General features: G+C 40.8%; 15 protein-coding genes. 1 reads left to right on the top strand and 14 read right to left on the bottom strand.

The annotated features are described in order from the left end of the window. Positions 1 to 233: 233 nt before the first annotated feature. The 4 genes from OE105_RS11510 to OE105_RS11525 form a co-directional block, all read right to left on the bottom strand. Positions 234 to 1526, bottom strand: a complete 1293-nt coding sequence (locus OE105_RS11510; protein WP_275420320.1) for a methyl-accepting chemotaxis protein — start codon at positions 1524 to 1526, stop codon at positions 234 to 236. Positions 1527 to 1547: 21 nt separating this feature from the next. After that, positions 1548 to 1985 carry a low molecular weight protein arginine phosphatase gene (locus OE105_RS11515; RefSeq protein WP_275420321.1) on the bottom strand — a complete coding sequence of 146 codons (438 nt, stop codon included), beginning with the start codon at positions 1983 to 1985 and terminating at the stop codon, positions 1548 to 1550. 127 nt (positions 1986 to 2112) lie between these two features. Continuing rightward, positions 2113 to 2667: a manganese efflux pump MntP gene (locus OE105_RS11520; RefSeq protein ID WP_275420322.1), complete on the bottom strand. Its 555-nt coding sequence runs from the start codon at positions 2665 to 2667 to the stop codon at positions 2113 to 2115. A gap of 138 nt (positions 2668 to 2805) precedes the next feature. Continuing rightward, entirely contained in the window at positions 2806 to 3861 is a 1056-nt protein-coding gene (locus tag OE105_RS11525; protein WP_275420323.1) for an L-threonylcarbamoyladenylate synthase, read from the bottom strand. 349 nt (positions 3862 to 4210) lie between these two features. On the opposite strand from OE105_RS11525, the gene spoIIR reads away from it, so the two are divergent. Next, positions 4211 to 4900, top strand: coding sequence for a stage II sporulation protein R (gene spoIIR, locus OE105_RS11530; protein ID WP_275420324.1), 690 nt, complete (start codon positions 4211 to 4213; stop codon positions 4898 to 4900). Between the two features lie 120 nt (positions 4901 to 5020). On the opposite strand, the gene prmC is transcribed toward spoIIR, so the two are convergent. The 10 genes from prmC to OE105_RS11580 all read right to left on the bottom strand — a co-directional run bounded on the left by prmC (position 5021) and on the right by OE105_RS11580 (position 14643). Continuing rightward, positions 5021 to 5887 (bottom strand): peptide chain release factor N(5)-glutamine methyltransferase, encoded by an 867-nt coding sequence (gene prmC / locus OE105_RS11535; RefSeq protein WP_275420325.1) that lies wholly within the window; start codon positions 5885 to 5887, stop codon positions 5021 to 5023. Then, complete coding sequence (gene prfA, locus OE105_RS11540; RefSeq protein ID WP_275420326.1) at positions 5874 to 6944, bottom strand: peptide chain release factor 1; 1071 nt, start codon at positions 6942 to 6944, stop codon at positions 5874 to 5876. The genes prmC and prfA overlap by 14 nt, the downstream gene beginning before the upstream one ends. A gap of 115 nt (positions 6945 to 7059) precedes the next feature. After that, on the bottom strand, positions 7060 to 7695 hold the full coding sequence (locus OE105_RS11545) for a thymidine kinase (RefSeq protein ID WP_275420327.1): 636 nt from the start codon (positions 7693 to 7695) through the stop codon (positions 7060 to 7062). Positions 7696 to 7922: 227 nt separating this feature from the next. Continuing rightward, positions 7923 to 8123, bottom strand: coding sequence for a 50S ribosomal protein L31 (gene rpmE / locus OE105_RS11550; protein ID WP_275420328.1), 201 nt, complete (start codon positions 8121 to 8123; stop codon positions 7923 to 7925). Between the two features lie 144 nt (positions 8124 to 8267). After that, the gene (gene rho / locus OE105_RS11555) at positions 8268 to 9524 is read right to left on the bottom strand and encodes a transcription termination factor Rho (protein ID WP_275422177.1); all 1257 of its coding nucleotides are present in this window, start codon (positions 9522 to 9524) and stop codon (positions 8268 to 8270) included. A 354-nt stretch (positions 9525 to 9878) separates the two neighbouring features. Further along, complete coding sequence (gene glpX, locus OE105_RS11560) at positions 9879 to 10841, bottom strand: class II fructose-bisphosphatase (RefSeq protein ID WP_275420329.1); 963 nt, start codon at positions 10839 to 10841, stop codon at positions 9879 to 9881. Positions 10842 to 10962: 121 nt separating this feature from the next. Then, positions 10963 to 12249, bottom strand: a complete 1287-nt coding sequence (locus OE105_RS11565) for a UDP-N-acetylglucosamine 1-carboxyvinyltransferase (protein WP_275420330.1) — start codon at positions 12247 to 12249, stop codon at positions 10963 to 10965. A 161-nt stretch (positions 12250 to 12410) separates the two neighbouring features. Further along, positions 12411 to 13058 (bottom strand): fructose-6-phosphate aldolase, encoded by a 648-nt coding sequence (gene fsa / locus OE105_RS11570; protein WP_275420331.1) that lies wholly within the window; start codon positions 13056 to 13058, stop codon positions 12411 to 12413. 182 nt (positions 13059 to 13240) lie between these two features. Then, a complete protein-coding gene (locus OE105_RS11575; RefSeq protein WP_275420332.1) occupies positions 13241 to 14098 on the bottom strand; it encodes a class II fructose-bisphosphate aldolase in 858 nt (285 codons plus the stop codon). A gap of 182 nt (positions 14099 to 14280) precedes the next feature. Then, entirely contained in the window at positions 14281 to 14643 is a 363-nt protein-coding gene (locus OE105_RS11580; protein ID WP_275420333.1) for a response regulator, read from the bottom strand. Positions 14644 to 14686 lie beyond the last annotated feature (43 nt).

Below are 14686 nucleotides of genomic sequence, written 5' to 3' on the forward strand. Positions count from 1 at the left end.
TCTATTTTGACATACTTTTAGAAAAATAAAAAGGATCTTGAACAACGGGTTTGAAATATTTCCGTGACTTTCCATTTCGTACAGTTTCCATCGTGAAAAGGCATCTTTTAACGCTCCTTTGAAAAATTGATTCATAACGTGCCAATGGTAAAAACGAGCAAAAATCAACGTTTTCACGACTGGATCAGCAAATGGTAAAGTATGGAACGTTATCGCTAAAAGGAACTCGATTTTTATACCTTAAATTGGGTAATTGTTTTCCGTAATTTTTCCGCATTATCCTTTAATTCAATCCCTATCTTTTGAATATTTTCCATAACATACGTTTGTTCTTGCGTCGCTGCCGCCACTTGTTGAGCACCGGCAGATGTCTGTTCGGCAATGGCAGAAACGTCCTGCGAATCTTCCGCAGTTTTTTGAATACTTTCCATCTGTTGATCAATTAAGCGGGAGATTTCTTGAACCTCATCTGCTACTTGATAAGTCGTTTTTGCCATCGTTTCCATCATCGAATTGGCCGAACCTGCTTTTTCCACCTCTCGATTCACCGACTGCACTTGATCGGTTATACGATTGACGACCGATTTAACTTCCGCTTGAATATTCGTTATTCGTTCTGTGATGCCACTGACAGCCTTTGCACTTTCATCGGCTAGTTTTCTTACCTCTTCTGCGACAACGGCAAAACCTTGTCCATGTTCTCCAGCTCGGGCTGCTTCAATGGATGCATTGAGGGCAAGAAGATTCGTCTGATCAGCGATATCGCCAACGAGTTGAATAATCTGTTCAATTTTCGCCGCTTGATCAGCCAGTCGCTCTACCGATTGTAGCGTTTCCTTACTCCCTTCAGAAGTATGCGTAATTCCTTCGATTAAAGAGAGGATCACCTTTTGACTTTCCGCTAATACATCGAGCATTTCTTTTACTGTCGTCTCCGAATGTTTCGCTTTTTTTTGCACATCTTTCGCCAATGAGGCTACTTCATCGATTGCCTCCGCTGTATTCGTAATCGACTGTGCTGAGTTTTCCGCTCCCTGCGATATTTCATCGACGGTTTGGGCGATGTTCTCCGACTGTTCTGTCGCTTTATTCGTTTCCTCGTTGATGAGAAGTACTTTTTCATTCGTTGCTGAGAAATTATGCTCAATCAACTTAACCATTTGCCGCAAATTTTTTAACATATGGTTAAAAGCAATCCCTAAGGATCGGACCTCATCATCCGTTTTCGCAATTACCACATCCACCGAAATATTCCCAGCGGACGCTTCTTCTGCTGCCCGTTCCAATCGCTTTATTGGCTTCACAAAATAGTAGCCTACGATATACGATAAAATCCCCGACCAAATGATTCCGAGGGAAAGGGTAATCAAAGTAAAGACGACTTGATTCATCGATTCTTTAAAGTATAACGGATATAATACATAAATAAAAAAAGCGCTTGTTGAGTAAGTAATAATGGCCAAAATCGTCGTCATAATGACGAGCTTTATGCGGATACTGAAGCGGTACTTCCTCTTTTCTCCCATCCTTATGCCTCCAATTCTTTTTTATTCCGCTAGTTTTTCCACCACTTTGTCCACAAGGTTCGATAGTTCTCGAAACGTTTCCCTATATGTATGAATATTGCCTCCAAAGGGATCGACTACATCCTTTTCACCTTCACCTATAAATTCGTTCAACGTAAAGGTGTTCCCTTTTGCCCGTTCAAAATGTTGGACAATAAAATCTTTATGAGATTTGGTCATCGTCAAAATGATATCCGCCCATTCCACTTCCTTTTCTGTAAGCAGCCTAGAAGAATGATTGTATGTGATATCGTTTTCATTTAATACTTGTTTTGCTAATGGAGATGCATCTAAGCCTTCCATAGCAAAAATACCAGCCGATTGAACCTCCACATCTTCTATCTGTTTGTTGTGCAAAAGGGCAGCCGCCATCGGACTTCGGCAAGTATTCCCAGTACAAACGAATAAAACTTTTATCATTCTTTGTCCTCCTACGTTAATTATAATAAACATGGATAAATATACCAAGCAATATAATGGTAAAGGCCGATTATTTCAATATGTACCAATATTCGTTCAATCCGGTTTCTTTCTCCTTCAAAAGCGATTAGAGGGGAAATAAAAATTTAAGCCCGAAGAAAAAAAGGATCGAACCGCCGAACGCCTCACTATATTTTCCAAACATTCCCCCTACCTTTTTTCCGAAAAACAGACCTGTCCAAGTTAAGCATGCGGAAAAAAAGCCAAATAAAAGGATTGCGGTAACCGCCCGGGCACCGAAGATCCCTAAAGATAAACCGATGGAAAAACTGTCTATACTTACAGAAAGGGCAAATAAAATCAATCCGAACCCAACCGGTTTAAACCGAGCCGTATCATCATTTTTAAAGCTTGAAAAACACATTTGAAGCCCGATGAAAATAAGAATGATTCCTCCAGTATAGTTCGCAACTGTACCGAACGTCTCAGACAACAATTTTCCCATTAAAATTCCGAAAAAGGGCATGCAAATATGAAAAAAACCAACTGTTAATCCAATGAAAAACATTTGTTTTCGTCGTAATGGAATCATTCCCATACCAAGACCTACGGAAAAGGCATCCATACCAACGGCAAAAGCCATGATCGATAACGTAATAAGTTCATTGATAAAGGGTATCATCGTCTTCCCCCTAAAACATTGGGACATGCTTAAATAAACATATGCTTGTTTTAGGAGGAATAGACATATTACGAAAATGATAACTGTTTTTCGTATTTCTTTTTCGAAAAAATTGATCGTTTTTTAAATCCGTTGAAATCAGTCAGCCTGTGATTCCTTAAGGATGTGATAACCAGCAGACTTTTTTAGACGATTCATAATCGCTTCCCCAATTCCTCGGGTCGGAAAGGTCTCACTTAAAATAATGTCCACCTCGGTATCGTCGAATGCTCGCAAACTTTCATATAGATGGTTCGCTACCGTAGATAAGTCGGTACGTTTCCCACATGTAATTAATACATCCGCATGGAACAGATCGGAATGTTCTTCCGTTGTTAAAACGCCTACTTTTTTCCCTTCAGAATGATAACGATCGATCATTTGTTGCATAAAACTTATCGACCCGTCAACCAATATGACCGGTGCCTTCGGAGCATAATGGGTATATTTCATACCGGGGGATTTCGGTCTTTCATCCTTTGAATGAAGGGCGGGATCAGTGGATACGGTGCCGATTACCTTCTCGATCTCTTCCTTCGTAATTCCACCGGGTCGTAAAATCATCGGCGTTGAACCTGTACAATCGATTACGGTCGATTCCACCCCGACCCCTGTATTGCCACCGTCGATGATACCAGCTATTTTTCCGTTCATATCATTCAATACGTGTTGAAATTTGGTAGGAGATGGTTTCCCAGATATATTTGCACTTGGGGCTGCTAACGGAAGCCCAGAAGCTCGGATTAGCGCTAAGGCGATCGGGTGATCCGGCATACGCATGGCAACTGTCGATAAACCAGCTGTCGCCCGGTCAGACAAAATTCCCTCTTTCTTACGTAATATAATTGTCAGCGGACCCGGCCAAAAGGAATGCATTAACTTCGTGGCAACTTCCGGAATTTCTTCGACATATTGTTCCACTTCCCTTTGATCACTAATATGAATAATGAGTGGATTATCACTCGGTCTTCCCTTTGCTTCGAATATTTTTGTTACCGCCTCATCGCTTTTGGCATTCGCCCCCAGCCCGTAAACCGTTTCTGTCGGAAAGGCGACGACCTCATTTTTTTGTAACCATCTGGCTGCTTCCATGATTTGTGGAAATGTGGGTAAATTATCCACAGATTTATCCACTTCCCATATTTTCGTTTCCATAAATGACTCCTTCTTTGTGTAAAAATAAAATGCCTATTGTATCAATCATTATACCGCAATTTGTAAAAGAAAATAAATCATTGAAAAGGAAATTCGGAAGGTTATCCACAATTTGTGAATAATCCCTAGTAATATGTGAATAACTTTGTGCTTAAATCGATCGTTTTTATAACTTTATCCACAATTCTTACGATCTGTCTTCCTCCGATTTTTTCTATTCCCCTTTCTTAACCTACAAAAGGGACGATTCCAATCGATTGGAAAAAGGAGATAAATAGAAAAAAATGCTTCATCGAGTATAAGTTTCATAGAATTGGTCAACAATGATGTACTGAAGGGAGAGAGAGCCATGAAAAAAAATCATAGTTTTGTAGCCGCCTTCTTTTTTATCGTTGTTACCATTGCGACAACCTTCAGTTTATATATTCCGAAAAGTTTCGCTACTAGTGAAGATATAGTTACTATTCCCAATGAAGCAATTCGCTTACGAATTTTAGCCAATAGCAATTCCGAACGGGATCAACGAATTAAACGGGAAATTCGGGATGTCGTAAATGAACAAATTTCCGAATGGGTTCAGGATCTTACCTCTTTTGAACAAGCACGGTCGGTGATTATCGATCATTTAGATGAAATCGAGGCTTTATCTTTATCGGTTTTAGAAAAGGAAAATGTTCATCAACCTTTAGAAGTAGACTTTGGACCGGTCCAGTTTCCAACAAAATTATACGGGCAATTTCTTTATCCGGCCGGTACATATGAGGCTGTACGAATAACGATTGGTGAAGGAAAGGGTGCCAATTGGTGGTGCGTCCTTTTTCCGCCCCTTTGTTTCCTCGACTTTTCCACAGGCACAGCAGTACAGGATGATTCGGATGGAAGTCAATCAACGACCCTTGAAGGGGAAAGGAAAAAAGATCAATCGAAAAAGGACACGAAAGAAGGGAATAATCACTTCGTAGAAGATACTGAAAAGGAACCGAAAGTAAAGTTTTTTATCATCGAGATTTTCGAAAAAATTATCTCGTTTTTTACCTAACAACTTCCAAAAGCAAATGGATGGTTTGAGAAAGAGCCACACTTAGAAAAAAGTAGTACGAAAACCGATATTTCGGAATTTGTACCACTTTTTTATCGTCCTATTAACATTTTCATATTGTTACCTACGGATGCACGCAAAGACCATCCGTTGTTTTCCATTTATATCCTTTATGATTTCTACTTCTGCATTCGAAAATCGATTCAAAATCAATTCCTTAACAGCTTTTCCTTGGGTGTGACCGATTTCAAATCCGATGAGGGTTGACTTTTTCATTACATCGGGTAACTGGTCGATAATCCTTCGGTAGAAGGTTAAACCGTCCGAACCGGCAAATAAAGCTTGTTTCGGTTCATAATTTTTTACGGTAATCGGCAAATTATCCATTTCTCCAATTGGAATGTACGGAGGATTGGAGATGATACAGTCGAACTGCTTCTTTCCAATCAGAGGAGCAAGGAGATCCCCTTCAACAAACTCGATATTTGCTCCGTATTGACGTGCGTTTTTTTTGGCGATTTTTAACGATTTCGGTGATATATCCGTCGCGGTTACATGGAGTTCGGGCATCTCCAATTTTAATGTAATCGCAATCGCGCCGCTTCCCGTACCGATGTCTACTACTTCCAACGATTGATCGGAAAAACACGTTTTCATTCGTTCGATCGCACCGAGGACAAGTTCTTCCGTCTCTGGACGGGGAATGAGACAATGTTCGCTAACATACAATTTTCGTCCGAAAAATTCCTCATAACCGGTTACGTATTGAATAGGAACCCCTTCTCCGTGCTGAACGATCATCTCTTTAAACGTCCGATATTCCGATTCGCTTAACGGACGGTGTAAATTCGCAAGGAGTTCAGCCCGTTCCATTTGGAGACAAAAACCCATGGCGATATACCCGGCATTTTCTTCCCGGTCCCTTTCCCGCAAATAGTCACGAGCCCAATTCAACGCTTCAAAAACTTTCGGTTCATTCCTTTTCATTTTCCAATATCGTCGCCTGTTCGTTTAAAATAAGGGCTTCGATTATTTCTTCCAATTTCCCTTCCAACACTTGGTCAAGTTTTTGAATCGTTAAACCAATGCGATGATCGGTTACTCGATTTTGCGGGAAATTATACGTTCGGATCCGTTCGGAGCGGTCACCTGTTCCAACCGCTGATTTTCGTGTTGCATCATATTCAGCTTGAGCCTCTTGCTGAAATTTATCATAAATGCGTGCCCGTAAAACTTTCATCGCTTTTTCTTTATTTTTAATTTGGGATTTTTCATCTTGGCAAGATACAACGATCCCCGTCGGAATATGGGTTAAACGCACGGCAGACATGGTCGTATTTACGCTTTGTCCCCCCGGTCCACTGGATGCGAACGTATCTACTCGAATATCTTTTTCGTAAATTTCCACTTCCACTTCTTCAGCTTCCGGTAAGCATGCGACGGTGGCCGTAGACGTATGAATGCGTCCACCCGATTCCGTTTCCGGTACCCGTTGGACACGGTGTGCACCGTTTTCAAATTTTAATTTAGAATAGGCACCTTTTCCGTTAATCATAAAAATAATTTCCTTGTATCCACCGAGTCCAGTCGGATGAGCTTCGATCACATCGATTTTCCACCCTTGTGACTCGGCGTATTTACTATACATGCGGAATAAATCTCCAGCAAAAAGAGCCGCCTCGTCTCCTCCCGCTGCTCCCCGAATTTCCATAATGACGTTTTTATCGTCGTTCGGATCTTTCGGTATCAATAAGATTTTTAATGTTTCTTCCAACTGTTCGATTCGCTTTTCTAATTCCTCTACTTCTTCTTTAACCATTTCCCGCATATCCGGTTCCAATTTTTCTTCTAACAGTTGTTTAGCTTCTTGCCATTCCTTTTTAACTGTTTTATATTCCCGATATACTTGGACGGTTTCTTCTATATCCGATTGTTCCTTTGAATATTCCCTCAATTTCTTCGGATCGCTAACGACGTCCGGATCACTGAGTAATTCATTTAATTTTTCGTAACGATCTTCAACTGCCTGTAATCGATCAAACATGATGTTCACCTCATCTCCCATTTACTATTAACCGATGGAAAATCCATTGACTTTCCACTAAAGATGTATAGAAAATGCGTTACTGAAAAGGAGCTAGGAATTTTGAATTTATGGACTATTCCCGAGGCTCATTTACAAGTTTCGTTTGATTTTTCAAATTATATTCTTCCTTTGGCGAATCCGGGACCTCATGGTGATGGCGACATCTCGGTTCATAACTCTCGCTAGCCCCCACCAATATGACTGGATCATAATAGGACGCAGGTTTCCCTTCGATTAAACGCTGTGTTCTACTAGCAGGGGCCCCACAAATTGAACATACGGCTTGGAGTTTCGTCAACTGTTCAGCTATACTTAATAATTTTGGCATCGGTCCGAACGGCTCTCCACGAAAATCTTGATCCAAGCCGGCTAAAATGACACGATATCCTTCATCTGCCAAATGTTGGGCCACGTCAACAATGGTATCATCGAAAAATTGAACTTCGTCTACAGCAATACAATCGATTTCCGTTGTGATGTAATTATAAATTTCCTCCGCATTTCGAATCGGCCTTGCCCGTACAGCTTCTCCATTATGGGAGACGACTTCCTCCTTACTATATCGATCATCGATTTTCGGTTTAAAAACAGCTACTTTCTGCTTTGCAAAATGGCATCTACGAACTCTACGAATTAATTCCTCCGATTTTCCTGAAAACATGCTACCACAAATCACTTCAATCCAGCCGGCTTGTTTCATCACGTACATGAAAAATTGCTCTCCTCCCGTCAACTATATCCTATATATCATATCACTTACAATATCGACCGTTTCCCTAGAATATCATTACCCTTTTATAATAAGACAAAACTCGCTCATTTTGCACTTCTTTTTTCAAATGGAAAAATCCCATAAAAAAACAGGCAAGGAAAAGTTTGTGCTTGCCTGTTTTCTTTAAATCATTATATTGACAAAAAACAATCTTACTTAACCGATTATTTAAGACCATACTTTTTATTGAACCGTTCAACACGTCCGTCCGCTGCTGCGAATCGTTGACGGCCGGTATAGAAAGGATGGCATTCTGAACAAACTTCCACACGAAGATTATTTTTTACCGAGCCGGTTTCGAATTCATTCCCACAAGCACATTTGACGGTTACGCGTTTGTATTCCGGATGGATTCCTGCTTTCATCCTATTTCAACTCCTTCTGCCCTGCATCTTTCTGATACAGAGTTAATCTCGTGTAAGTCCTTCAATAAAACACACTGGTAACATTATAACAACGTGAAGTTAGAAATGCAATAATCATTTTTTGGAATTTTTACCACGGATTCTTTATGCTGAATTGCCCCGCCGATTTACACCATTGGCTTTTAATTCGTCAATCAGATATTCGATGAATTCCTCGTTCGATTTCGTTTGTTGCAACTTTCGTAAAAATTTTTCAGCAAAATCCGGCGTATCCGACATCGATTTTCGCACAGCCCACAACACTTCCAAGTGGGATTTGGGCAGTAGCAATTCTTCCTTTCGGGTACCAGATCTTCGAATATCAATGGCAGGGAAAATTCGTCGTTCAGCTAGGGAACGATCTAAATGCAATTCCATATTGCCTGTCCCTTTAAATTCTTCATATATAACGTCATCCATACGGGAACCCGTATCGATTAATGCCGTAGCTAAAATCGTTAAACTTCCACCCTCTTCAATATTTCTAGCAGCCCCGAAGAAACGTTTAGGACGGTGAAAAGCAGCCGGATCGATTCCACCAGATAAAGTCCTTCCACTAGGTGGGATGACGAGGTTATAGGCACGGGCAAGTCTTGTAATACTATCCATCAAAATAATGACATCCCGCTTATGCTCTACAAGACGCATCGCTCGATCGAGAACGAGCTCGGCCACTTTTATATGATTTTCCGGTACTTCATCAAAAGTGGAACTGACGACTTCCGCATCCACAGACCGTTCGATATCCGTTACTTCCTCTGGACGTTCATCGATTAATAAGACGATCAATTCCGCTTCCGGATGGTTTTTTGTAATGCTATTGGCAATTTGTTTTAATAACATCGTTTTTCCGGCTTTCGGTGGGGCCACGATTAATCCCCTCTGTCCAAAACCGACCGGGGTCATTAAATCCATAATTCTTGTCGATAAAATATGGGGCTCGGTTTCCAATTTAATTTGTCGGTCCGGATAAAGGGGCGTTAATGCAGGAAAATGGACCCGTTCCTTCGCTACTTCCGGATCTTCACCGTTAACCGCTTCTACATGAAGGAGACCGAAATATCGTTCATTTTCCTTCGGCGGACGTACTTTCCCAGATACTTTATCTCCGTTTCGTAAATCAAATCGCCGAATTTGGGACGCAGAAATATAAATATCCTCCGAACTCGGTGAATAGTTGATTGGACGTAAAAATCCGAACCCTTCAGATTGGATGATGTCGAGCACACCTTCCATGAAAAAATATCCTTCCCGCTCGGCACGGGCCTTTAAAATGGAAAAAATTAATTCCTTTTTCGTCAACTTGCTGTAATAAGAAACTTGAAACTTCCGCGCAAGTTCATATAACTCTTTTAACTTCATATTTTCTAACTGGGAAAGATTCACATTCGTTTCTTCCAATACTGTACACCACGCTTTTTTTTTAAAATATATGATTATGAAAAATTGTCTATCGGATTGTTTGGATTTGAAAAAGGAAGGCAGAATTGATAAGGCAAGCATGGGGCGCTTTACGATTATCTAAATGATGAAAAACGTGCAATTACATTTATCCATATTACTTTAATATTATATAGAGAAAAATCACCATTGTAAATAAAAAGATTATTTCCCAATCATCTCAAAGGAGGATTAATCCGAACGTTCGCATTTTACGGAAGCAACCGTCAAAACAGATGCTTCCGTAAAAGTTCACGTTTTTTATGGTCGATTGAATTATTTCATCACGAGATTTGGCTTTTTTTTCAAACTATGTCTTCCTTCAATAAATCTGACCGTCCCAGATTTTGCCCGCATGACGACGGAGTGGGTAAGTCCGTAAGATCCTTTAAATTGTACCCCCCTTAACAATTCTCCGTCTGTTACACCCGTTGCGGCAAAAATGGCATCATCCCCGCGGACTAAATCTTCCATCCGTAATGTTTTTTGAACATCGATACCCATTTTTTTACATCTTTCTATTTCTTGTTCGTTTTGGGGAAGCAATCTTCCTTGAATTTCTCCACCTAAACATTTTAATGCAACGGCAGCTAACACCCCTTCAGGAGCGCCTCCACTACCGAATAAAATATCGACACCGGTGTGATCAAATGCGGTATTAATCGCTGCTGCAACATCACCGTCGTTAATTAATTTGATCCTTGCTCCGGCCTCTCGCAATTCGGCGATAATTTTTTCGTGTCTTGGGCGATTTAATACGGTGGCTACAACATCTTCAACATCTTTATTTTTCGCCTTAGCTACCGCTTTTAAATTATCAGTGACCGATGCATTAATATCGATTTTCCCCACCGCTTCGGGTCCTACTGCAATTTTATCCATATACATATCCGGTGCGTGAAGAAGGTTTCCATGATCGGCTACAGCGATGACGGAGAGGGCATTCCACCCACCGCTTGCGACAATGTTTGTTCCTTCCAACGGATCGACTGCTACATCGACTCGGGGACCGTAACCTGTACCGAGTTTTTCCCCGATATATAACATCGGTGCTTCATCCATTTCTCCTTCTCCGATCACGACCGTCCCCTTCATCGGTATCGTGTCAAACACATCCCGCATAGCTGAGGTAGCTGCATTATCTGCTTCATTTTTTAATCCCCTTCCCATCCATCTCGCCGAGGAAAGGGCAGCCGCTTCTGTAACACGCACTAATTCCATCGATAAACTTCTTTCCATAATAATCCCCCTGATTTATGTTTATAAATAGTATAACATATTTTCGTTATATAGTATCATAATAATATATTTATGAAACATTTAATCGTCAGGGGATGTATAGTATGTCACAATATTTAGGTTAAGAATTTTTGATTTGATTCATTTCTGCTTCCGTCATTTTTTCACGCCAAATGTTTGCACCTAATCCTTGCAGTTTTTCCACTACATGGCTGTAGCCCCGATCGATATGTTCAACTCCGCTAATTTCGGTAAGCCCCTTAGCCATCAACCCGGCAATCAACAAAGATGCGCCAGCGCGTAAGTCCGTTGCCTTCACCTTCGCCCCTTGGAGGGTTACTGGTCCAGTGATAATGGCCGATGCGCCTTCCACTTTAATATTTGCATTCATTCGTCTTAGTTCGTCGATATGTTTAAATCGAGCGGAATAAATCGTATCCGTTACAACACTAGTTCCTGATGCCAAAGTTAATAAGGCTGTCATCGGTTGCTGTAAATCCGTTGGGAATCCGGGATAAACGAGGGTTTTAATATCGACCGCTTTCATCTTTTCTGCACGGGATACGAATATTTGGTCGTCTCCTGTCTCCACATGCACTCCCATTTCCCTTAGTTTCGCCGTCAATGACTCCAAGTGTAGTGGAATAACATTATCGATGACGACCCCCTCACCCATTCCAGCGGATAGGATCATATACGTTCCAGCCTCAATCCGATCCGGGATAATCGTATGGCGACATCCGTGTAACCGTTCCACCCCATCGATCCGAATGACATCGGTTCCTGCCCCTTTAATTTTTGCACCCATATTTGTCAGAAGGGTAGCCACATCGATAATCTCCGGTTCTTTCGCAGCATTTTCAATAATCGTCCGTCCCTTTGCTAAAACAGCTGCAAGCATAATATTAATCGTTGCACCGACGCTGACTACATCCAAATATATTCGGGCACCGCGCAGTTCATCTGCACGCAAATAGATGGCCCCTTGTTCATTTGTCACCTTCGCACCGAGCGCTTCAAATCCTTTAATATGCTGGTCGATCGGTCGTGGTCCTAGATGGCATCCTCCTGGCAAGCCGATAACTGCCCTTTTAAATCGGCCAAGCATCGCCCCCATTAAATAGTAGGACGCCCGGAGTTTTTTCACTTTGCCGTTTGGAAGCGGCATGGAAATCATATATCTTGGATCGATTGTCATCACTTGTTCTGTCATATGAACCGATCCACCAATCTCTTCTAACAATTCCTTCAAAATGGCTACATCTGAAATATCGGGGAGTCCTTCGATCGTTACCGGTGAATCAGCCAAAATACTTGCAGGAATTAAAGCGACCGCACTATTTTTAGCCCCGCTTATTCTTACGGAACCTGTCAACGGTTTTCCGCCGATGATTTTCAATTTTTCCATAGTTATCTCCCTTCCAACGACATTTACCTGACGTAATTTTTTCCACGTTATCACCCATTATAGCCGAAAATAGGAAAATCCAAAATGAAAGAAGGTATAAACTTTTCGTGGTGAAATTTACCGGATGGGGTCCGTCCCTAAAGGGGATTTTAACATATCAATTAGCTTTTATTTCTAGAATTCCAATCGGCTAAAAATTTTTCAATACCTTGATCTGTTAGAGGGTGCTTGAATAACTGCATTATTACTTTATAAGGAACGGTGGCAATATGAGCGCCTCTTAATGCGGCTTCTGTAACATGTTGAGGATGACGGATGGATGCCGCAATAATTTCGGTATCGATCTTGTGGAGTGTAAAAATTTCCGCAATGTCGGAAATTAAGTCCAATCCATTATGACCGATATCATCAAGGCGACCTAAAAACGGGGAAACATACGTAGCGCCGGCCCTTGCAGCTAACAAGGCTTGGTTGGCACTGAAAATTAATGTGACGTTCGTTTTAATGCCCTCTTTCTTAAAAACATGAACCGCCTTTAATCCCTCCGGCGTCATTGGCACTTTAATCGTAATATTTTCAGCGATCGAGGCTAATTTTCTTCCTTCTTCAATCATCCCTTCCGCATCTAAAGAAATCACCTCTGCACTTACCGAACCAGATACAATTTCTGTAATTTCTTTCAAACGATCTTCAAAAGAAACATTTTCTTTTGCAACGAGGGAAGGATTTGTCGTTACACCTGATAAAATGCCGTACGAATAGGCTTCTTTAATTTCTTCAATATTGGCCGTATCGATAAAAAATTTCACGATTTCCAACTCCTTTTGTCCGTTATTTTAAACCTTTAAAAATCATTTCATTCCCACTTAGAATATGCCCTTTTTCCTTTCTAGCAATTCAGTAAAACATCGTTTAAACCCTTCAAAAACAAGTATAGTGAATGAAAGCCGCCTAAACAAGTAGGCGGCTTTCAATTTCAGTAAAATGGAATTTATGCTTTTTGGGAGGAACCGAATTCCCGCATTTTTTCAATGACCGTTTGTTTAATCGTTTCGCGAGCTGGCCCTAAATATTTTCTCGGATCGTATAAATCCGGTTTTTCAGCAAGTACTTGACGAACAGTTTTTGCGGATGCAATTTGGTTTTCCGTATTGACATTAATTTTAGCCGTACCTAAAGAGATGGCCTTTTGAATATCTTTTGTCGGAATGCCCGTACCTCCGTGAAGGACGAGAGGAAGTCCCGTTAATTTGCTAATTTCTTCCATTTCCTTGAACCCGAGTTTCGGTTCGCCTTTATAAGGACCGTGTACGGAACCTAAAGCAGGAGCCAATGCGTCAATATTCGTACGTTTTGCCATTTCCAAGCATTCTTGTGGATCAGCATAGATGATTCCATCGGATACGACATCATCTTCCTGTCCACCGACCCTACCTAATTCAGCTTCAACAGAAACTCCATGGATATGGGCAAGTTCAACCACTTTCGATGTAATGGCAACATTTTCTTCAAAAGGATGGTGGGATGCGTCGATCATAACGGAAGTGAAACCTGCGTGAATTGCTTTTGCACAAGTTTCAAAGCTGGACCCGTGGTCTAAATGAATCGCAACAGGAACGGTTATTTGATACTCTTCCATCAGTGCTTTAACGATAGCTGTAATAACTTTAAAACCGCCCATATATTTTCCAGCACCTTCAGACACACCGAGGATTACCGGTGATTTTTCTTCTTCAGCCGCTTGGAGAATCGCTTGGGTAAACTCTAAATTGTTTAAGTTGAATTGACCGACTGCATATCCTTCAGATTTTGCCTTTTGCAGCATTTCAGTCATGGAAACTAATGGCATGATTGTTCCTCCTTGAAAGTCAAAATTTTACCATAACAATATGTATAGAAATGGTATCGAACTATTTAGTATGATACCAAATTCATTATTATTTTACCATTACTCGTCAAAATATATTAGATATGAATAGGAAAAATTATGTACAAAATGAAAACTTCTAGTCCCTTTAACCAACATCTTGCCTATGATTCTAAATATTTTTTCACCGTATCTTTAATCTCATCAATATCAAAGGGCTTGGTAAAATAGGAAAGGGCCCCTAACTCCATCGCTTCCTGAATCATATCCAGTTCACCATAAGCTGTCATCATAATCACTTTAATATTTGCATCGATTTCCTTCAGCTTTTTTAAAATATCAATCCCATCCATCCCAGGTATTTTTATATCGAGTAAAACGAGATTCGGTCGGTTATTTTTTACATATTCAATCGCCTTTGCTCCGTTTGACGCTTGAAACGTTTCGTATCCTTCCTTTTGGAACAGTTCATTTAGTAAAATCCGAATACCAAACTGATCATCGACGATTAATATTTTATTTCCCAATTTTTATCCACCTTTCTTTTTCCTTAACATGACCAAGTAGAAA

This window comes from Fervidibacillus halotolerans, assembly GCF_026547205.1.
Classification (GTDB): domain Bacteria; phylum Bacillota; class Bacilli; order Bacillales; family Caldibacillaceae; genus Fervidibacillus; species Fervidibacillus halotolerans.